The organism is Amycolatopsis sp. NPDC101161, from assembly GCF_044768185.1.
Classification (GTDB): Bacteria; Actinomycetota; Actinomycetes; order Mycobacteriales; family Pseudonocardiaceae; genus Amycolatopsis.
The window spans coordinates 96,351-117,553 of record NZ_JBIWPI010000009.1; the positions used below are offsets into that span (position 1 = coordinate 96,351).

A 21,203-nucleotide genomic window follows, 5' to 3' on the forward strand; every position below is an offset into this window, starting at 1 on the left:
CGGTCCGGCCGGGTTAGTGTGACCCGGGAGATAGTCAAACCTTTGATCAAAGGAGCGCTCGCCGTGACGAAGAAAGCCTTCGCCTCTTCGGCCGACCTGGCGGAGAAAGCGCAAACCCTCGAAGTCCTGGCCGACGGCGTCTACGCGCTGACTGCCGAAGGTGACCCGAACATCGGCGCGATCGAGGGCGAGGACTTCCTCGTCTGCTTCGAAGCGCTGGCGACGCCGGTCGCGGCGCGCGAGTGGCTCGCGAAACTCCGCGAGCACACCGACAAACCCGTGCGCTACCTGGTGTTGAGCCACTACCACGCGGTGCGCGTGCTGGGCGCGTCGGCGTTCGACGCCGAAGTGATCGTCGCGCACGAGAACACCCGGGCGCTGGTCGCCGAGCGCGGCAAGGAGGACTGGGCGAGCGAGTTCGGCCGGATGCCGCGGCTGGCCAAGGGCGCGGACTCGGTGCCGGGCCTGACCTGGCCGACGCTGACCTTCTCCGACCGGCTCACGATCGACCTCGGCGGCGACCGCGGCGACCTCGTCCTGCAGTACTGCGGGCGCGGGCACACCGAAGGCGACCTCGTCGCGTGGCTGCCGCGGCAGAAGATCCTCTACGCCGGCGACCTCGTCGAAGCCGAAGCCGCGCTCTACACCGGCGACGCGTTCCACCGCGACTGGGCTTCGTCCACTTTGGACCGGGTGGCCGCGTTCGGCGCCGAGTCGCTGATCGGCGGCCGCGGCGGGGTGAGCCGCGGCCGCGACGCCGTCGACGCCGCCATCGCGCAGACCCGGCACTTCCTGGACACGATGATCCGCGAGGTCGGCGCGGTCCGCGAAGCCGGCGGTACGCTCAAGGAAGCCTTCGAACGCACCCACGCGGCCCTGAACGACCAGTACGGCCACTGGCCGATCTTCGAGCACTGCCTGCCCTTCGACGTCTCCCGGCTGTGGGACGAGCTCGGCGGCATCGAACGGCCGGTGGTGTGGACGGCCGAACGCGACCGCGAAGTCTGGGACCAGCTCCAAGGATGAGGGTCGCCGTCCTGGGCAGCGGCCCGGTCGGCCAGACGGCCGCGCTGCTGCTGGCGCGCTGGGGTGTGCCGGTGGTGCTCGTCGACGAGCACGAGGTGCGCGATCCCGTGGGGTCCAAGGCCATCTGCCAGCAACGGGACACTTTGGACGTCTGGGCGTCGCTCGGCGCGGGCCGCCTCGCCGAGGAGGGCCTCACCTGGACGACCGCGCGGACGTTCCACCGCGCCACCGAGCTGTTCTCGCTGAAGCTCCCCGACGGCGGGTCGGCGCTGCCGCCGTTCGTCAACCTGTCGCAGGCCCGCGTCGAGGAGGTCCTGGACGAGCTGATCGAGCGGGAGCCGCTCATCGACGTCCGCCGCGGCCACCGCGTCCGCGGGCTGACCCAGCCCGGCCGGGTGGTCCTCGAGTGCGACACGGCGGACGGGCCGCGCCGGATCGAGGCCGACTACGCGATCGCCTGCGCGGGCGCGCGGGGCGACACCGTGCGGCGGGCGCTCGGGCAGCACCTCGAAGGGGTGTCGTTCCGGGACCTGTTCCTGATCTGCGACATCCGCGCGGACCTGCCGGGCTGGGCGGCCGAGCGGCGGTTCTACTTCGACCCGCCGTGGAACCCGGGCCGCCAGGTGCTCATCCACCCGTGCCCGGGCTCGCAGTTCCGGATCGACTGGCAGGTGCCCGAGGACTACGACCTCGCGGCCGAGGAGTCGGGCGGGGCGATGGAGACGCGGATCCGGGCGATCATCGGCTCGGTGCCCTACGAGGTGCTCTGGCGGTCGGTGTACCGCTTCCACACGCGGCTGGTGCCGCGGATGCGGGTCGGCCGGGTGCTGCTGGTCGGCGACTGCGCGCACCTCGTCGCGCCGTTCGGGGCGCGCGGGCTCAACTCCGGCGTGGCCGACGCGGAGAACGCGGCCTGGAAGCTGGCCGCCGTCCTGCGCGGCGACGCGGGGGAGGAGCTGCTGGAGAGCTACCACACCGAGCGGCACGCGGCCGCGGTGGAGAACGCGGCCGTCACGACGGCCACGATGGACTTCCTGGTGCCCCAGGACGACGAGCAGCACCGGCGCCGGCTGGACGTCCTCACGCGCGCGGCGCACGACCCGGCCGCGTGCGAGCAGGTCGACTCGGGCCGCCTGGCGGAACCGTTCTGGTACGTGGATTCGCCGTTGACCACGACGGATCCGCTACGGCCGTTCGCCGGCCGGCCGCCGCGTGGGACGGTCCCGCCGCCGGGGCCGGGTGTGCTGCTGCCGGACGTCACCGTCGCGAGTGGACGGTTGCGGGACTTGGCCCGGCGGGGGTTCCTGCTGCTGACGACACCGGGTGTGCGGGCGGAGGGCGTGCGGTCGGTGGAGATCCCGCTGGGCGGGGTGCTGGGTGCGCGTCCGGGCGAAGCCTGGCTGGTCCGCCCGGACGCGTACGTCGCCGCCGTGCTACGGGTAGGAGACCAGCGGGCTCACCTGGTGCCCGGTGTTCGCGGCGTCACCCGAGTCGTTGATGACGTGGGCGATCGTGCCCACACCGCCGAGTGACACCGACACCAGGTTGTGGAACCGGACGCCGCTGTTGTTCGGCACCTCGAACGAATGACTGGCCACAATGGACGGGTTGGTGTTGAAGAAGCAGTAGCTGCCCAGGCCCCAGCCTTCGTGGCTGGTCACCGAGTCGGCCACCTTGTACGCCGCCCAGCCCTGCCGGCCGCCGCCGCTGGACCAGGACGCCTGGTCCGGCGGGTCGTACGGCATCTCGTTCTGGAAGAAGTACGTCCGCCCGCCGTTGCCGTTCCAGAGCACCTCGTACTGCTGGTAGTGCTCGACGAACAGGCCGTACATCGTCACGTTGGCGCCGTTGACGACCAGGCCGTTCGCCGCGGTGTTGACGTTCCAGCCGACGCCGTTCGAGTGGTCGCCGCGCCACAGCCACATGTGGTCGCCGATGACGTTGTTCGAGTTGACCACCAGCGTCTGCGTGGCCTTCCCGACGGCCGCGCCGCCGATCCGGAAGAACACGTCGTGCAGCGACGTCGGGTCGGCCGCGTGGTTCGCGTTCGAGCCCGGCTGGCCGACCTGCACCAGCACCGGCGAGTTCACCGCGCCCGCGTCGATCAGCAGCCCGGCGATCTTCACGCCGTCCACATCGGACGTCGTGATGGCCGCCGTCCCGTTGGTCGGCATCAGCGTCGCCAGGCCGAGGCCGAGCACCACGGTGTCCGGGCGCGTCACGTTCAGCGCCTGGTCGAGGTGGTAGACGCCGGGCGTGACGAGCAGGTTCTTGCCCGCGGCCAGCGCGGCGTTGAGCGTCGCCGCCGAGTCGGACGGGTGCGCGACGTAGAACTCGCTGAGCGAGATCGACTGCCCGGCCGGCGCGCCGTGGCCCCAGCTGGTGCCGGACGAGTTCTGCCGCAGTGCCGGGACGAACACGTTGTAGCTGCCCGAGCCGTCGACGTAGAGGAACGGCTTCTCGCGGATCACCGGCGTCTGGCCGACGACCGTCTCCGGCGGGTTCGGGAACGACGCCGGCGGCGTGCCGGTCGAGCCGACGAACACCATGTTCCAGACGCCGCCCTGCCAGCCGCCCAGCTCGCTGTTGCGGGTCAGGAACTGCTGCTGCGACCCGGAAACGGCGACACCGTCGATCTTGCTGTCGGCGATCAGGCCACCGCTGGCCCAGCCGTCCCCGCCGTTCCACAGCTGGATCTGGCTGCCCTTGAGGTGCATCCGGCGGTAGGGCGCGGCCTGCGCGACGGCCCAGCGCTCGACCTGGCCGGCCGGCAGCGTCACCGACAGGTTTTCGGCCGACCGCCAGAAGTTCTGCGTCGCGTTGCCCTTGTTGGCCGGGTTGTCGCCCTGCTGCAGCCAGTCCGCCTCGACGCGGACGTGGCCGTTGAGGTTGACGTCGTCCGGCGACAGGCCCAGCCCCGCGACCTGTTCGTAGAAGCCGAGGTTGACGTCGGCGTTGTAGCTGCCCGGCTTGAACAGCACGGCGTAGCGCTCGTTGCCGAACTGGTTGGTGTGCTGCTGGTCCGCGATCTGCGTCAGCCGGTTCTGGATCGTCGCGGCCGGGGTCGACGGGTCGAACACCGACACGTTCGGCCCGAGGTCTGGGTTGCGCGGGTCGGTCGGCGGGATGGTCGTCCCGCCGCCGGTGCCGTGCACGGCGACTTCCCACAGGGAGTAGCCGTAGCCGGTCGCCCGCTGGGTGCCGTAGACCCGCAGGTAGCGCGCGGTGCCGGTGAGGGGCACGGTCTGCGTGCCGCCCGCGCCGGTGGTGGTCGAGTACGCTGTCGTCCAGCTGTTCGCGTCCGAGGACAGCTGGACGCTGAACGCCTTGGCGTACGCGGCTTCCCAGGTGAGCGCCACGTCGCAGAGCTGCTGCGCGGAGCCCAGGTCGACCTGCAGCCACTGCGGGTCGCTGAACGCGCTGGACCAGCGCGTCCCGGTGTTGCCGTCGACCGCGGCGGACGCGGGCGTCCCGCCGTTCTCGGTCGAGGAGGCGGTCGCGGGGTGGCCCTGCGCGAGGTTCGCCGTGCCGCACGCGGCGGCCTGGGCCGGCGCGGAGCCGACCACCGCCGCGGTGGTGACCGCGGTGACGAAGGTGGTGGCGATGACGAGGAGGCGGTGTACGGGGGAGAACGTCGTTGATCTCATCGGCCTGCCTGCTGATCGGGGGGAGGACGTGCGAAACGGACCGGGCGAGCCCCACAGCTCGCGCCGGCGTCGGGTGGTGCGGCGGGTCCGCCCCCAGGTCACCCGCCCGGCGCCGTGAGCCGGAGGAGCGGTACCGGGTGGTGCGAGGAGCGCGGACCAGTCAGCCCGAAGGGTGCGTGTCGCGGCGGAACTGTCCCGGTGGCGGTCACGGAACCGGTTCCGTCGGTGAGATCGCAGTTAACAGCGCCGGGCTCGGCGGAGTCAAGGCTCCGGCGCGGATTCTCCTCGCCCGGACCAGTCTTCCGCGTGGTCCGCGACCGTCCGGCGCAGGGAAGTTGACATTTTACGGCTCTTTATTTATATCCTGAACTAAGAGCGTGCCGACGGCCGGGCCCCACACCCGCGTCGAAGACCACGTGAGCCGATCCGCGCCGGGGCAAGGCCGTCCCGGCGCCGGTTCGCCGTGGAGGTGCCCATGCAACGCCGCATGCCGAGGATCCGGGTTCTCGCCGTCCTCGCCCTGACCCTGGCCGCCCTGCTCACCGCGCCGGTGGCGCAGGCCGCGCCCGTCCTGCTCTCCCAAGACCGTCCGGTGACGGCGTCCTCGACCGAGTCCGCCGCGTTCCCCGCGTCCGCCGCCGTCGACGGCGACCCCGGTACCCGCTGGTCCAGCGCGTTCAGCGACCCGCAGTACCTCCAGGTCGACCTCGGCTCCACCCAGCAGCTGTCCCAGGTCGTGCTGAACTGGGAAGCGGCCTACGCCAAGGCGTTCACGATCCAGGCGTCCGCCGACGGCGCCACCTGGAGCACCCTCTACTCGACCACCACCGCGACCGGCGGCAACCAGACGCTGCCCGTCACCGGCAGCGGCCGGTACGTCCGGCTGACCGGCACCCAGCGCGCCACGCAGTACGGCTACTCGCTGTGGGAGTTCCAGGTCTACGGCGGAGGCGGCACCACCCAGCCCGGTGACGTCCTGCTGTCCTACGGCAAGCCCGGCACGGCGTCCTCCTACCAGGACGACGGCGCGTGCCCCGGCTGCGTCCCGGCCAAGGCGTTCGACCACGACCCGGCCACGCGCTGGGCGACCAGCGCGACCACCGGCTGGGTCGACCCGGGCTGGATCACCGTCGACCTCGGCGCGCCTGCCGCGATCCACCAGGTCGTCCTGCAGTGGGACCCGGCCTACGCCGTCGCCTACCAGATCCAGGTGTCGAACGACAACGCGAACTGGACCTCGATCTACTCGACCACCACCGGCAAGGGCTTCAAGGAGACGCTGACCGTCAACGGTTCCGGCCGGTACGTCCGGATGTACGGCACCGCCCGCTCCAACGGCTACGGCTACTCGCTGTGGGGCTTCGACGTCTACGGCACCGGCGGCAACCCGACGCAGCCGCCGCCCGCCCCGCCGGCCCCGCACTTCCCGGGCACGCTGGTCTGGAGCGACGAGTTCAACGGCGCCGCGGGCGCGGCCCCGGACGCGAGCAAGTGGACCGCCGAGACCGGCCCCGGCGTCAACAACGAGCTCGAGTACTACACGAACAACAACAACGCCAAGCAGGACGGCCACGGCAACCTCGTCATCCAGGTCCGCCGCGAAGCCACCCCGGGCAGCGCCTGCCCGGTCGACCCGGTCAGCGGCAGCGGCACCTGCCAGTACACGTCCGGCCGGATCAACACCGCGGGCAAGTTCAGCTTCACCTACGGCCACGTCGAGGCGAACATCAAGGTGTCCGGCACGCAGGGGCTCTGGCCCGCGTTCTGGCTGCTGGGCGCGAACTTCTTCAGCGGCACACCGTGGCCGAACTGCGGCGAGATCGACATCATGGAGCACGTCGGCAAGTCGCCGAACCTGGCTTACTCGACAATCCACGCGCCCGCGTACAACGGCGCCGGTGGCATCGGCGCGCCGTTCGACCTCGGCCAGGACGTCTCGGCCGGCTTCCACAAGTTCGGTCTCGACTGGGACGCGTCGCACATGACCTTCTACGTCGACGGCAACGCGTTCGAAACGATCAACCGCGACACGGTCGAGAGCACGCGCGGGCCGTGGGTGTACGACCACCCGTTCTTCCTGATCCTCAACAACGCCATCGGCGGCGACTTCCCCGGCCCGCCGGGAGCGGGGACCGTGCTGCCGCAGGACATGGTGATCGACTACGTGCGGGTGTACCAGTGAAGCGGCTGGCCCTCGGCGCCGTGGTCGCGGTGGGCCTGCTCACCGTGCCGCTGTTCACCGCCCAGGCGGCCCCGGCGCTGCTCTCGCAGGGGCACGCCGTGACCGCGTCGTCGACCGAAAACGCCGCGTTCCCGGCGTCGGCCGCGGTCGACGGCGATCCGGGCACCCGGTGGTCGAGCCTGGCGGCCGACCCGCAGACGCTGCAGGTCGACCTCGGGGCGTCCCACACGCTCAACCAGGTCGTGCTCCAGTGGGAAGCGGCCTACGCCAAGGCGTTCACGCTCCAGGCGTCGGCCGACGGAACCCAGTGGTCCACTGTGTACTCGACGACGACGGGCACCGGCGGCACGCAGACGCTGCCGGTGTCCGGCACCGGCCGGTACGTCCGCCTGACGACGACCCAGCGGGCCACCCAGTGGGGCGTGTCGCTGTGGGAGTTCCAGGTGTTCGGTGATGGTTCGGCCCAGGCGTGCGGCAGCGCGAACGCGGCGCTGCGGCAACCGGCGACGGCCTCCAGCGTCCAGTCCGACGCCTTCCCGGCTTCGGCGGCGTTCGACGGCGACGGCGGGACGCGCTGGTCGAGCCTGGCCGCGGATCCGCAGTGGATCCAGGTCGACCTGGGCAGTGCGCGCCCGGTCTGCGGCGTGGACCTGACGTGGGAGGCGGCGTACGCGAGCGCGTACACGATCCAGCTGTCCGCCGACGGTTCGTCGTGGACGACGGCGGCGACCGTGACCGGGGCAGGCGGTACCGAGCACCCGGCCGTGTCGGGGACCGCTCGCTATGTCCGGATGAACGCGACGGCCCGGGCAACGCAGTGGGGTGTGTCGCTGTGGGAGTTCGCCGTCCACACGTCCGACAGCGCCCCACCGACGACCACGCCGACCAATCCCGGTGGCTGCCCGTGGGTGGGGTCCACCGCGCCGGTCGCCGACCGCGTCACCCAGCTGATGGCCGTGATGACGGCCCAGCAGAAGGTGAAGGTGCTGCACGGCAACGGCGCGACCGGGCCGTACATCGGCAACACCGACGCGGTGCCGGAGCTGTGCATCCCGGCGCTCGGCCTGCAGGACGGCCCGGCCGGGGTCGGCGACGGCCTCGACGGCGTCACCCAGTTCCCGGCACCGGTCTCGGCCGCCGCGACCTGGGACACCGGCCTGATGAACCGGTACGGCAGCGCCATGGGTGCCGAGTTCGCGGGCAAGGGCGTCGACATCGCCCTCGGCCCGACGATCAACCTGGTCCGCGACCCGCGCTGGGGTCGCAACTTCGAAACCTACAGCGAGGACCCGTACCTCGCCGGCGCGGCCGGGACCTCGACGATCCAGGGCATCCAGAGCCAGGGCGTGATGGCGCAGGCCAAGCACGCGGCCGCCTACAACGTCGAGGCTGGGGCGTCGCGCGGGACGCCGTCGGACAACGTCATCATCGACGACCGGACGCTGCACGAGCTGTACCTGCCGGCGTTCCAGCAGGTGGCGAGCCAGGGCCAGGTCGCGTCGATGATGTGCGCCTACAACCAGATCAACGGCGTCCCGGCGTGCCAGAACAGCGGCGTGCTCACCACGGCGATCAAGCAGGACGCCGCCTGGGGCGGGTTCGTCGGCTCCGACTGGGGCTCGGCGACCGGCGGGGCCCGGCAGCTGGCCAACGGCGGGCTCGACATGGAGATGCCCGGCGGCGCGTTCTTCGGTCAGGGCCTGCTCGACGCCGTCTCGCGCGGTGAAGTCACGCAGGCGCGCGTCGACGACATGGTCCGCCGGGTGCTGACGCAGATGTTCAAGTTCGGCGTCTTCGATCGCGCCCGGCGGGGGACACCGGCGTCGGTGGTGACCAACGCGGCCAACGTGACGACCGCGCGGGACGTCGCGGCGGCCGGGTCGGTGCTGCTGAAGAACACCGGCGTCCTGCCTTTGACGACGTCGACGAAGTCGATCGCGTTGTCCGGCGGCGACGGGATCGACCCGCAGAACATCGGCGGCGGCAGCGCCAAGGTCAACCCGTCGCCGGCATCGGTGAACCCGATCAACGGCATCAAGGCCCGGGCCGGCTCCGGCGTCACGGTGTCCTATGTGGACGGCGCCGGCGAGCACGTCCAGACACCGAACATCCCGGCGGCGGTCGCGGCGGCCCGCACCGCGGACGTCGCGATCGTGTTCGCCAGCTACGGCGAGTCCGAAACCCAGGACCTCGACACGATCGACCTGCAGAACCAGCAGAACGACCTGATCGACGCGGTGGCCTCGGCCAACCCGCGCACGATCGTCGTGCTCAACACCGGGTCGGCCGTCACCATGCCGTGGCTGGCCAAGGCGGCCGCGGTGATCGAGGGCTGGTACCCGGGCCAGGAGAACGGGAACGCGCTCGCGTCGCTGCTCTACGGCGACGTCAACCCCTCGGGCAAGCTGCCGATCAGCTTCCCGAAGCAGCTCGCGGACCTGCCGACGGCGAGCGTCCAGCAGTTCCCGGGCGCGAACGACCGGATCGAGTACTCCGAAGGGCTCAACGTCGGATACCGGTGGTACGACAGCCGGAACCTCGACCCGCTGTTCCCGTTCGGCTTCGGCCTGTCGTACACGACGTTCGGGTTCTCGAACCTGGTCGTCACCCCACAGGGTACGAACGGCACCGCGACCGTGACGGCCACGGTGACCAACACCGGCACCCGCGCGGGCGCCGACGTCGTCCAGCTCTACGTCGGGCAGCCCGCCGGCAACGGCGAGCCGCCCAAACAACTGAAGGGGTTCAAAAAGGTCCAGCTCAACCCGGGACAGAGCCAGACGGTGTCGTTCCCGCTCACCCCGCGGGACCTCGCGCACTGGACCGGGTCGTGGACGACCAACGCGGGCCAGTACCGCGTCTACCTCGGTGATTCCTCGCGCAACGTCCCGCTGTCGGCGGCGCTGACCGTCACCTGAGTCGATTCGCGGATCACCAGGGACGTCGGGACGATCAGCGGCTCGTCCGGCTGGGGTGCCCCACCCAGCCGGGCGAGCAGCTGCCGGGCCGCCGTCTCGCCCATTTCGCGCAGGGGCTGGCGGATCGTCGTCAGCGCCGGCTGGGTGTGCGCGGCGAGGGGGATGTCGTCGAACCCGACCACGGCGACGTCCCCCGGCACCGCGCGCCCGGACTTCCGGAGGCCGGCCAGCACCCCGGCCGCCGTGAGGTCGTTGTGCGCGAAGACGGCGTCGAACTCGGGGCCGGTGGCGAGCAGCTGCAGGATCGCGGCCTCGCCGCTTTCGCTCGTGAAGTCGCCTTCGATGATCAGACGCGGGTCCAGCGTCAGTCCGGCTTCGCGCACGACGTCGTTGAAACCGTTGAGGCGATCGGTGGTGCAGCCGAAGTCGCGCGGCCCGGTGACGGTGGCGAACCGCGTGCGGCCGGTGTCGAGGAGGTGCCGGGCCGCGGCCGCGCCGCCCTGCCGGTTGTCCGTGCCCACCGACGGGAACGCGGGCCGCCGGCCGCGGTCGTCGATCACCACCACCGGCAGCCCGGAGTCGTGCAGCACGCGCAGGTGCCGCACGGCGTCCGGCGGTTCGACGAGCAGCAGCCCGTCGAACGCCTTCGCCGACACCTGGCGGGAGAACTCGTCGAGGGAGTCCGCGCCGCGGTTGGCCGTCGACAGCAGCAGGCCGTAGCCCTTGGCCTCCACGACGTCGGCGACGCCCTGCAGCACTTCGCCCATCCACGGCCAGGTCAGCCCCGGCACCAGCATCCCGACCGTGCGCGTCACCCCGCGGGCCAGCCCGACCGCGCCGGCGCTCGGGATGTACCCGGTCGCCGCGATCACCTCGCGCACCCGGATCGCGGTCGCCGCGTCCACATCGGCCTTGTTGTTGAGCACCCTCGACACGGTCGTCTTGCTCACCCGCGCCCGGCGGGCGACCTCGGCGATCGTGACGCGCATCCGTCCTCCCGGGGGCCCTGTGCTGCCAAGGTACTCGCCCCGGGACCCACCGCGAACGGTGCGAGATCGATCAAGTCCGGACAGACAGCCGCGAAAGGCTCGCGTCGCCGCTCCGCCAGCGCGTCCGGACGGCCACGTACCGGGCCGGCCCGGTGTCCGCGGTCGCGTAGGTGACGCCGTCGACGCTGGTTTCGACGGTCGCGGCGGGCACGCGGCCGCGGGTCCAGGCCAGTTCGACCGCGGAAACCGCCGTCACCGCCCCGAGATCGACGACCATCCGCCCGTCGGGGCCCGGCCGCCACGCCGTCGCCGGGTCGTCGTCGACGGCCGCGGCGGGGCTGGACATCCCCGGCGGCAGCGGTTCGGCGGGGAAGGTGGTCCGCCCGAGCGCGCGGTCGGGCAGCGGGTAGGGGCGGACGTCGCCGAAGACGACCGGCACGGTCCGGCGCGGCGGCAGCAGCACCGGCCGGGCGCGACCGCCGTCCGGCGTCACCGTGACGAGCACGGGCAGCAGCCCGGCGGGTGCGGTGAGGTCGACCCGGCTCGCGTCGCGGACGACCGCCTTCAAACCGACGGGGCCGCGCACGGTGAACCACGGCGGTTCGATCCGGCCTTCCGCCGCGGCCAGTGCGTAGGAGATCTCTGTGCCGGTCCGGGTGACGGTCTGCTCGCCGCGGTACAGCCGGTTCTCTCCTTTTTCCGCGGGGAGGACCGCCGTGCCGCTCGCCGCGGCGCCGGAGAGGTTGAGCAGCACGAGGAACCCGTCCGTGACGGTGGCTTCGACCGCGGCGGCGCCGGACGGGACCCGGCCGGACGCCTGCGCCGGGCCGGGACGCAGCTCGGCGACGAACGGGGCGGCCGGGCCGTCGGAGAGCGTGACGCGGTCGCCGGTGACCGTCAGCGGGTTCGGGCCGGCGACGGTGATCCCGGCGCGGCCGTCGATGTCCAGCCGGCCCTTGGTGCTGCTGAGCGCGGGCACCGGGTAGGTTGCCGCCGTCGTCCAGGTCAGGCCGTCTTGCGAGGTTTCGACGCGGTACTTGCGTCCGGCGGCCGCTTCCCAGCTCAGCCGGACACGGTCGACGGTCCGCGGCGCGCCGAGGTCGACGGCGAGCCAGCTGTCCGCCCGCGGCCGGTCCGATGTGGACACTGCCCAGCGCGTCGTGGCGTCGCCGTCGTTGGCGTACTTGGCTTCCTTGCCCGGGCTCGCCGAGGACGCCGACGCGGTTCCGGTGCGCGCGAGGTCGGGGCCGTCGCCGTCGCTGACTTCGAAGGCCCAGAGGGAGTAGCCGTACTGCGGGTCCGGCTGGACGCCGAGCATGCGGACGTACCGGGCGGTGACCGGGGCGAACACCAGGTCGTCGGTGCGGGCGCCGGTGGCCGGGGCCTGCGCCTTGATCGTCACGGAACCTTCGGCGGCGGTGTAGGTGCGATCGCCGTCGAGGCCCGGGACGCCCGGCATGACGAGGTTGTAGACGTTCAGGACGCCTTCGCCCTCGGCGACGCCGGTGCTGGCGTACACGGCGGCGCCGGTCGGGAGGGTGGCGAAGGCGGCGTACCCGGTGTCGAAGCGGAGGACGCCGACGGTGCCGTCGAAGCCGTCGCGGACCTTCGCGTAGGTGGTCGCGTGGCGTTCCTGCACGGCGATGTTCGTGGCCGGCAGCAGCATCGGGTTCGCGCCGCCGAGGACGAAGAGCCAGTCGTCGTGGTGCGGCTGCCAGGCGAACTTGACGAAGCCGGGCTTGGTGACGGTGGCCGCCCAGGCGGCGGGGGAGCGGTGCGCGAGCAACCCGGGCCCGGTCCCGAAGTCGGCGGCCCCGGCGGCGTGGGCGTCGAACTCCTGCTTGCTCACCGGGGTGACCGGACCTTGCCCGGCCCGCCACTCGTGCAGGAGGTAGCTGATGGCGAGTTCGGCCCGGGCTTCCGGCTCGTACTTGGGCTCGCCGGAGAACTTCGTGATCCGGTCGGCGGGCGCGTAGGCCTGGTAGGGCTCGAGCCGGGCGGCCAGCTGCGCCTCGGCGTAGGCGGCGTGGCGGTCGCCGAGGACCTGGGCGCGGAAGGCGAGCGGGACGACGTCCCGGCCGTAGAGGTGTTCCCGGTCGGCGACCATCGGCATCAGCGGCTCGCCGGCGTCGCTGGTCATGAGCAGCATGGTGCGCCAGAGGAGCTCGCCGTTCGGCTGGGCGGTGAGGACCTCGGGCAGCGGCGTGCCGGCGGCGAGGAAGTGCATCGAGTTGCGGCCGGAGGTGCGCCAGAGCTCTTCCTGGTAGTGCGGGCCGAAGGAGCCGTGGTTCTCGACGAGGAAGGTGTCGTAGAGGTTGGTGGCGGTGTTCGCGCTGATGGGCCGGCCGTCGACGAGCCGCGGGTTGGCGAGGTCGGCGGCGGGCAGCCCGCCTTCGTTGCGGCTCCAGGTGCCGAAGGCCGCTCGCCAGTCGTTCGCTCGTGGGTCGTTCGGTGCCCAGGCGAGGGCGGGCGCGAGTGATTGCGCGTAGACGCCCATTTCTTCGAGTTTGGTGTCGCCCTGGAAGCCGCCCTCGAGGCCGTTGGGGGTCCAGCCACCGGAGGCCGGGTCGTCGTTCGTGCCGAGGGCGGTGGTGTAGGCGGCTTGCCCGGTGGTGATGCGCTCGACGTTCTGCCGGGTGGCGTCGTCGAGGTCCGTCCACAGTAGACGCGCGGCGAGCAGGAAGTACGACTGGAACGTCGTGTCGAAGAACAGTTTCCGGCCCCATTCGGTGCCGCCGGTGAGCAGGTTCGACGCGGCGAAGTGCTTGATGGTGGCGAGGGTGTGGGCTTTGAGCTGGTCTTTTTCGATGCCGGCGATGGCGGCGTCGTAGCCGTCGCGGGTGAGGAGGAGGGCGTTGCCGAGGACGACGGCGAAGGTGAAGTCCTTCGCGGGGTAGATCCCGGCGACTCGGTCGAACTGCTGCTCGGCCCACCGGGTGTGCCGCAGCAGGACACGCAGGTAGGTCGCGGCGACGGGGTCCGGCGGTCCCTGGGGCGTCGGGCTCGCGGCACTCCCGGTCACTTCGGCCGCCGCGACGCCCGGCAGCAGTCCCGACGCCAGCAGGGCCGCGACGCCGCCCGCGCCCAGGAGGGCCTTCCGCCGGTTCAGCCCGCCGCCCATGCCGTCCTCCGTGGTGTTGACAACCTTGTCAGCGCGGATTCTGTGTCGGCTCGCGGCGGCGGGGCAAGCCCGGCGGCGGATCCCGTCCGGTTTCGGACAAGGCCCGAGTAATTCGTATAACGACCTATACTGCTCGACTTGGCCGCGTCGCCTCGCTGGGTCGTGGCGCCGGGTGGGAGCAAGCTCACCGCGGCCCGCCGCGCCCGCCGTGTTGAGATGACAACGTGATCACCAGCGTCGGCACCTTCCTCCTGCTCGTCCTGGCCGGCGTCGGAGCCGGCCTGACCGGAGCCACCGCCGGGCTGGCGTCCCTCGTCTCCTACCCCGCCCTGCTCGCCGCCGGGCTCCCGCCCGTCACGGCGAACGTCACCAACACCGTCGCGATGCTCGGCACCACCGCCGGCGCTGCCGCCGGGGCGCGCCCCGAACTCGCCGGTCAGCGGCGGAAAATCATCCCGCTCTGCGTCATCACCACCGTCGGCGGGGCGTGCGGCGGCCTCGTCCTGCTCCTCACGCCGTCCGACGCCTTCACCACCATCGTCCCGTGGCTGATCGGCGGCGCGTCGATCGTCCTCATCGCCGGGCCCCGGCTGCGCCGGCTGGCCGAAGGCGCCGAACACCACGGCCTCAGCCCCGCCACCGGCGTGGCCGCGTTCCTCATCGGCGTCTACGGCGGCTACTTCGGCGCCGCCGCCGGGGTGCTCATGCTCGCGCTGCTCGTCTCCGTCTGGAGCCAGCCGCTGGCCCGGACGAACGCCGCGAAGAACCTGGTCACCGGCTCGGCGAACCTCCTCGCCGCGGTCGTCTTCGCCTTCACCGGCAAGGTCGTGTGGACCGCCGCGCTCGCCGTCTGCCTCGGTTCCCTCGCCGGCTCGTGGCTGGGCTCGAACCTCGTCCGCCGGCTCCCGGCGACGCCGTTGCGCATCGGGATCGGCATCGCCGGGCTCGGACTCGCCGTGGTGCTGGCGTTCTCCTGAAACGACAGGGCATGATCGGCGGGGTATCGGCGAGCAGGAGACCAGATGAGCATTGTCGGGACCAGGGTGGTCCGCCAGGAGGATCAGAACCTGATCACCGCGGGCGGCACCTACGTGGACGATCTGCGGGAGGAAGCGCTTTCCGGCGCCGCGCATGCGGTGTTCGTGCGCAGTCCGGTCGCGCACGCGCGGATCGAAAGCATTGACGTCAGCGAGGCGAAGGCGGCGCCGGGGGTGCTCGGCGTGTTCACCGCCGCCGACCTCGGCCTCGATCCGCACGACGCGGGCCCGGTGAAGGAGCCGTGGCTGGCCGACGGCGTGGTGCGCTACGTCGGCGAGCCGGTCGCGCTCGTCGTCACCGAGGAGCGCTACCAGCTGGCCGACGCGGCCGAGCTGGTCGACATCGACTACGACCCCCTCGACGCCGTCGCGAGCATCGACGCGGCGCTGGCCGGCGAGACGCTGCTGTACCCCGACAAGGGCAGCAACGTCATGCAGGTCAACGGCGCGGAGGAGTTCGACGAGTCGATCTTCGACGGCTGCGACGTCGTCGTCACGCAGGCGATCGTGAACCAGCGCGTCGCGCCCGCGCCCCTCGAGGTCCGCGGCGCGTCGTGCGCCTGGGGCGAGGACGGCCGCCTGACGCTCTGGCTTTCCACGCAGAACGCCCAGATCGCCCGCATGCAGGTGGACATGAGCCTCGGTGTCGGCGAGGAGAACGTCCGCGTGGTCGCGCCGGACGTCGGCGGCGGCTTCGGCGCGAAGATCGGCGCGGATCCCGAGGTGACGGTTCTCGGCTGGGCCGCCAAGGAGATCGGCCGGCCCGTGCGCTGGGTCGAGTCGCGCAGCGAGAACCTCACCTCGATGACGCACGGGCGCGCGCAGCAGAACACGGTGACCATCGGCGGCAAGCGCGACGGCACCGTCCTCGCGTACCGCCTCGACGTCGTCCAGGACGCCGGCGCCTACCCGCGGACGCTGTTCCTCCCGACGCTGACCGAGCTGATGGCGGTCGGCGTCTACCGGTTCCCGAAGGTGGAGACGCGCAGCCGCGCGGTCGTCACGAACACGACCCCGATCGCGGCCTACCGCGGTGCGGGCCGCCCGGAGGCGACGGCCGCGGTCGAACGCGCCATGGACGTGTTCGCGGCCGAGATCGGGCTGGACCCGGGCGAGGTCCGCCGGGTCAACTTCATCCGGCCCGACGAGTTCCCGTACCAGACGCCGACCGGCGCGTCCTACGACACGGGCGAGTACGCGGCGGCGCTGGACAAGGTCCTCGAGACCGCCGGGTACGCCGAGCTGCGCGCCGAGCAGAAACGCCGCCGCGAGGCGGGCGACCACGTCGAGCTCGGCCTCGGGATCGCCGCCTACGTCGAGATCACCGGCGGTGACGCGGGCGGCGAGAGCGGCCGCGTCGACATCCACCCGGACGGCTCGGTCGTCGCCTGGACCGGCAGCTCCCCGCACGGCCAGGGCCTCGGGACGTCGCTGGCGATGCTCCTGTCCGACCAGCTCGGCGTGCCGCTGGACAAGATCACCGTTCGCCACGGGGACACCGACGAGGTGCCGAAGGCCGTCGGCACGTTCGGCTCCCGGTCGCTGCAGCTCGGCGGCTCGGCGATCCGCCAGGCCGCCGACGAGGTCATCGCGCAGGCCCGCGAACTGGCCGCCGAACTGCTCGAAGCCGCGCCGGAGGACCTCGAGCTGGACGTCGAGCGCGGCGTCTGGCAGGTCCGCGGCGCGCCGTCGAGCACGGTGCTCAGCTGGGCGCAGGTCGCCGAGACGGCCGGCGGCGGCAAGCTCACCGCCGACGTCTGGTTCGGCGGCGGCAAGCCGACGTTCCCGTTCGGCGCGCACCTCGCCGTGGTCGAGGTCGACACCGAGACCGGCAAGGTCGAGCTGCGGCGCATCGTCGCCGTCGACGACGCCGGCCCGATCGTCAACCCGCTGACCTTCCGCGGCCAGCGTCACGGCGGGCTCGGCCAGGGCGCCGCGCAGGCGCTCATGGAGGTCGTCACCTACGACGAAGACGGCAACCCGACGACCGCGACGCTGGCGGACTACTCGTTCATCACCGCCGTCGAGCTGCCGGACTTCGAGCTGGTCGACATGGCCACCCCGACCGACCGGAACCTGCTGGGCGTCAAGGGGATCGGCGAGGCCGCGACGATCGGCTCGACGCCCGCGGTGCACAACGCCGTGGTGGACGCGCTTTCGTCCCGCGGTGTGAAGCACCTGGACATGCCCACGACCCCGATCCGGGTCTGGGCCGCACTTGAAGAGGCTGCGTTTCGGGGGTTCCGGGTGGCGGAGCCCCCGGCCCGGGGCGAAGCCCCGGTTGATACAGCTGGGAAGGGAAGCGCGCGGTGAAGGTTTCGATCGAGGTCAACGGGCGCCCGGTGGCCGAGGAGGTGCCGGACCGGACGCTGCTGGTGCACTTCCTGCGCGACAACGCCGGGCTGACCGGCACGAACATCGGCTGCGACACGACGTCGTGCGGCGCCTGCACGGTGCTGCTCGACGGCGAGTCGGTCAAGTCCTGCACGGTGCTCGCCGCGCAGGCCGACGGCCACGCCGTCACGACGGTCGAGGGACTGTCCTCTTCTGACGGTGGGCTGCACCCGGTGCAGCGCGCGTTCCGCGAGCAGCACGGCCTGCAGTGCGGGTTCTGCACGCCGGGCATGATCATGGCGTCGGTGTCGCTGCTGGCGGACAACCCGAAGCCGACGCGTGACGAAGTACGGGCCGGGCTAGAGGGCAACCTCTGCCGCTGCACGGGGTACCACAACATCGTCAGCGCCGTGATCGACGCGTCCGGCCAGGAGGTGGACCGGTGATCCCGGCTGCGTTCGAGTACCAGCGAGCGTCCACAGTGGACGAGGCGCTGGGTCTGCTCGCTTCTCACGGAGACGACGCGAAGGTCCTGGCGGGCGGCCATTCCCTGCTGCCGCTGATGAAGCTGCGGCTGGCGGCCCCGGAGTACCTGGTCGACATCGGCCCGGTCGACGAGCTGCGGTACGTCCGCCTCGACGGCGACGACGTCGTGATCGGCGCGTTGTCCCGCTACAGCGACCTTTCGCGGGACCCGGTGCTTCTGGAGCACGCGCCCCTGCTGGCGCACGTGTCGGCTTCGGTGGGCGACCGCCAGGTCCGCCACCGCGGCACGATCGGCGGCTCCCTGGTGCACGCGGACTCGGCGGCGGACCTGCCGGCGGCGATCCTGGCGTCGGACGCGGTCTTGGTCGCGCGCGGCCCTTCGGGTGAGCGCCGGATCCCGGCGTCCGAGTTCTTCCTGGGCCCGTTCACGACGCCGCTGGAGCCGACGGAGTTGCTGATCGAGGTTCGGCTGCCGCGTCAGACGGGCCTGGGCTGGGGCTTCGAGAAGTTCACCCGCCGCGCGATCGACTGGGCGATGGTCGGGGTCGCGGTCGTCGGCGGCCGGGTCGGGCTGGTCAACATGGGCGGAGTCCCATTGCGGGCGACGGCCACGGAGTCGGCGTTGGCGGCGGGGGAGTCCATCGCCGCGGCGGCCGCGCTGGCGGCGTCGGACACGAACCCACCGGACGAGCCCCACGCGACGGCGGAGTACCGCCGCCACTTGGCGCGGGTGCTCACGCGGCGTGCGCTGACGTCGGCAAGCTGACGTCGTCGATCACCGGCGCCCTTCGCGGCGCCGGTGATCGCGACGGCCGATTCCCGCCAGCTTGGCATTTGCGCGTTGGGCAGGATCGAGGGCGTGAAGACTTCTACGCACACGCCCATCGAGCCCGGCATCCTCTATTTCGGCACGCCGGTCGTGTTGATATCCAGTGACAACGAGGACGGTTCGGCCAATCTCGCGCCGATGTCGTCGGCGTTTTGGCTCGGGTGGCGTGCCGTGCTCGGGCTCGGTGCGCGGTCCAAGACTACTCAGAACCTGTTGCGTACGCGTGAGTGCGTGTTGAATCTGCCTTCGGATGCGTTGGCCGCCGCGGTGGATCGGCTGGCGTTGACCACCGGTTCCGATCCTGTTCCGGCTGGGAAGGTCAAGCGGGGGTACTTCCATGTCGCGGACAAGTTTTCCCGAGCCGGGTTGACCGCTGTTCCGTCTGAAACCGTTTCGCCGCCTCGGGTTGCCGAGTGTCCGGTTGCCATGGAAGCTGTTGTCGAGGCTGTGCATCCGGTTGCTGAGGAGGATCCTGCTCAGCGTGGGGGGATTGTGGCTATTGAGGTGCGGGTTCAGCGGGTTTTCGTGCATGACTCGATTCGGGTTCCTGGTAGTCCTGATCACATCGATCCGGATGCCTGGCGGCCTTTGATCATGAGTTTTCAGAAGCTTTATGGTCTTGGTTCGCAGGTTCATCCTTCTACTTTGGCTCGGATTCCCGAGCGGTTGTATCGGGGGCCTGATATCGAACGGGCTCGTTCGGTTGTCGGGTCTCGTGGTTGAGTTTTACTGATACGGCTTCGCCGGGGCGTGGGAAATCGGCGCTTCTTGTGGTTGCTTTCTTGCTGTGGTCGGCAGCGCCGATTCCCCACGCGACGGTGCCCCTGCCGGGCTCTGTTCGACACCTGTTCGTGTGATGATCGCGCGTTCGAAGTCGGGTAACCTTGTTGTATGGCAACGGAAGCGGTGTGGAAGGCGGATGCGATGGCCTTGGCCGATCGCATCTCCACCCTGCTCACAGTGGTGCGTAGCGCCGAGGCCGAGATTGGTGCGCTGTTGGTGGAAATCGAGTCCCGTGGGGTGATGGAACTCTTCGGCTACCGCTCGGTGGCCCGTCTTCTTGAGCACTTGGCGGACATCCCGAAGTCGGCGGCGGAGACGGTGGTCAAACGAGCCCGCGCCTTGCAGCGCGGCCACCACCTCGACAGCGCTCCCGCGGTGGCTCCCTCCACCGCTGCCGCCGCGGCGGAGGGCCGCCTGAGCAACCCGATGATCGACACGATCGTCAGTGCGCTCACGCAGATCCCACCCGAGCACCGCGAGGACGCCGAGCAGCATCTGCTGGCCCTGGCCGAGGATGCAGGCCACAAGCAGGTCGCTGCGCTGGGAGCCCGCATCGTGGCGCACCTGGACCCCGACGGCCCCGAACCAGACACCACCGAACCCGCAGTCCCCAGCCGGGAGCTCTCGTTACGCCGCAAAAGAACCGGAGTATGGGAGCTGCACGGCCGTTTCGACGACGAGACGGGAACCCGAGCCAGCGCCCTGCTCGACGCGCTAGCCGAACGCCGCACAGGTTCCGAGGAAGGCGACCACCGTTCCCCGCAGGAACGCTACGGCGACGCGTTCTCCGACACGATCGACCTGGCGTTGAACTCCCCGACCCTGCCGATGCAGGCGGGCGAGCGAGCCCACGTGATGATCGCGGTACACCTGAACGACCTGAAGTCGGGCGTGGGCGAGGCAACCCTGGGCGACACGGGCACGATGACGGCGGCGGAGGCCAGGATCCACGCGTGCGACAGCATGATCATCCCAGCGGTGCTGGGCGAGAAGAGCGAGCCGCTGAACCTGGGCCGCCTCCGCCGCCTGATCTCGGCGGGCCTGCGCCGCGCGTTGTACCTGCGCGACCGAGGCTGCGCCTTCCCGGGCTGTCACCGCCCACCCCGACATTGCCAGGGCCATCACATCCACCACTGGTCCGAAGGCGGGAGAACCGACCTGAACAACCTGGTCCTGATGTGCGCCCACCACCACAGGCTGCTACATCGCTCCGGTTGGGAAGTCCGCATAGCTGCCGACGGCCTCCCGGAGTTCCTACCGCCAGCATTCCTGGACGAACACCGAAAACCCAGACGCAACAACCTGCACCAACCGCTGCCATTCGCAGCCTGAGACAACCAAAGATGGGAAAGGCCCGCAGCCACCGGCTACGGGCCCACACCCACGCGCGCATCCGGCAGTCACATCTCACACCCGCACCCTCAGCACCCGCGGCTTTCGATCCGCTGCCGGGTCCGCATCACTCGTCCGCTGTCAGTAGCGCACTATCGGCAGCCCGAGCTTCGCCTCCTCCCCGGAGGCGCGCTTCCGCGTGTGAACCTGCTCCGTCGCCACCCTTCCGGTCGGCTGTCAGCCGTGCACTGTCGGCGGCCGGCGCTTCCTACTCCCGGAAGCGCGCCCTCCGTGCGTCTAGCCTCCAACCGCTCTCCGTCCGCGGCTGTTAGTCGGCAGCGCGCGCCGCGCCTCTTACCGGAAGCGGCTTCTCGGCGAACCCGCATCCGCTGCCCACCTTCCGACCTCGCGTCCGTCGCGGGCCGGGCGAGCCTTCGTCCGTAGCGCACCGGAGGAACCCGCAGACCCATCGATCGCCCGCAGAAGCCAGGCCCAGTCCTCCGGGTCCGAGCGCGGCGC

The 21,203-nt window shown here is 71.3% G+C and carries 13 protein-coding genes; 10 read left to right on the forward strand and 3 right to left on the reverse strand.

Going from position 1 to position 21,203, the window contains the following annotated elements; translation table 11 throughout:
• The first annotated feature begins 63 nt into the window (after window positions 1-63).
• Together ACIRSS_RS49075 and ACIRSS_RS49080 are read left to right on the forward strand one after the other, a co-directional pair.
• A complete protein-coding gene (locus ACIRSS_RS49075; protein WP_400909109.1) occupies window positions 64-1,026 on the forward strand; it encodes an MBL fold metallo-hydrolase in 963 nt (320 codons plus the stop codon).
• Window positions 1,023-2,558 (forward strand): FAD-dependent monooxygenase, encoded by a 1,536-nt coding sequence (locus ACIRSS_RS49080; RefSeq protein ID WP_400909111.1) that lies wholly within the window; start codon window positions 1,023-1,025, stop codon window positions 2,556-2,558. The genes ACIRSS_RS49075 and ACIRSS_RS49080 overlap by 4 nt, the downstream gene beginning before the upstream one ends.
• Here the strand turns inward: ACIRSS_RS49080 and ACIRSS_RS49085 are convergent.
• Entirely contained in the window at window positions 2,460-4,673 is a 2,214-nt protein-coding gene (locus tag ACIRSS_RS49085; protein WP_400909114.1) for a discoidin domain-containing protein, read from the reverse strand. The two genes, ACIRSS_RS49080 and ACIRSS_RS49085, sit on opposite strands and share 99 nt — an antisense overlap.
• Window positions 4,674-5,148: 475 nt before the next feature.
• On the opposite strand from ACIRSS_RS49085, the gene ACIRSS_RS49090 reads away from it, so the two are divergent.
• Entirely contained in the window at window positions 5,149-6,855 is a 1,707-nt protein-coding gene (locus ACIRSS_RS49090) for a discoidin domain-containing protein (RefSeq protein WP_400909117.1), read from the forward strand.
• Window positions 6,852-9,773 (forward strand): glycoside hydrolase family 3 C-terminal domain-containing protein, encoded by a 2,922-nt coding sequence (locus ACIRSS_RS49095; RefSeq protein WP_400909119.1) that lies wholly within the window; start codon window positions 6,852-6,854, stop codon window positions 9,771-9,773. Before ACIRSS_RS49090 ends, ACIRSS_RS49095 begins: the two co-directional genes overlap by 4 nt.
• Here the strand turns inward: ACIRSS_RS49095 and ACIRSS_RS49100 are convergent.
• Both ACIRSS_RS49100 and ACIRSS_RS49105 read right to left on the reverse strand, forming a co-directional pair.
• Complete coding sequence (locus ACIRSS_RS49100) at window positions 9,716-10,762, reverse strand: LacI family DNA-binding transcriptional regulator (protein ID WP_400909121.1); 1,047 nt, start codon at window positions 10,760-10,762, stop codon at window positions 9,716-9,718. The two genes, ACIRSS_RS49095 and ACIRSS_RS49100, sit on opposite strands and share 58 nt — an antisense overlap.
• Window positions 10,763-10,832: 70 nt before the next feature.
• Complete coding sequence (locus ACIRSS_RS49105) at window positions 10,833-13,883, reverse strand: discoidin domain-containing protein (RefSeq protein WP_400909124.1); 3,051 nt, start codon at window positions 13,881-13,883, stop codon at window positions 10,833-10,835.
• A gap of 224 nt (window positions 13,884-14,107) precedes the next feature.
• On the opposite strand from ACIRSS_RS49105, the gene ACIRSS_RS49110 reads away from it, so the two are divergent.
• From ACIRSS_RS49110 to ACIRSS_RS49135, 6 genes are all read left to right on the forward strand, one after another.
• Window positions 14,108-14,860 carry a sulfite exporter TauE/SafE family protein gene (locus ACIRSS_RS49110; protein WP_400909127.1) on the forward strand — a complete coding sequence of 251 codons (753 nt, stop codon included), beginning with the start codon at window positions 14,108-14,110 and terminating at the stop codon, window positions 14,858-14,860.
• Window positions 14,861-14,905: 45 nt separating this feature from the next.
• Entirely contained in the window at window positions 14,906-17,233 is a 2,328-nt protein-coding gene (locus ACIRSS_RS49115; protein ID WP_400909129.1) for a xanthine dehydrogenase family protein molybdopterin-binding subunit, read from the forward strand.
• A complete protein-coding gene (locus ACIRSS_RS49120) occupies window positions 17,230-17,700 on the forward strand; it encodes a (2Fe-2S)-binding protein (RefSeq protein WP_400909132.1) in 471 nt (156 codons plus the stop codon). Before ACIRSS_RS49115 ends, ACIRSS_RS49120 begins: the two co-directional genes overlap by 4 nt.
• Entirely contained in the window at window positions 17,697-18,506 is an 810-nt protein-coding gene (locus ACIRSS_RS49125; RefSeq protein WP_400909134.1) for an FAD binding domain-containing protein, read from the forward strand. Before ACIRSS_RS49120 ends, ACIRSS_RS49125 begins: the two co-directional genes overlap by 4 nt.
• A gap of 93 nt (window positions 18,507-18,599) precedes the next feature.
• Window positions 18,600-19,292, forward strand: coding sequence for a flavin reductase family protein (locus ACIRSS_RS49130; RefSeq protein WP_400909137.1), 693 nt, complete (start codon window positions 18,600-18,602; stop codon window positions 19,290-19,292).
• Between the two features lie 168 nt (window positions 19,293-19,460).
• Window positions 19,461-20,684 carry a DUF222 domain-containing protein gene (locus ACIRSS_RS49135; RefSeq protein ID WP_400909140.1) on the forward strand — a complete coding sequence of 408 codons (1,224 nt, stop codon included), beginning with the start codon at window positions 19,461-19,463 and terminating at the stop codon, window positions 20,682-20,684.
• Window positions 20,685-21,203: the final 519 nt, after the last annotated feature.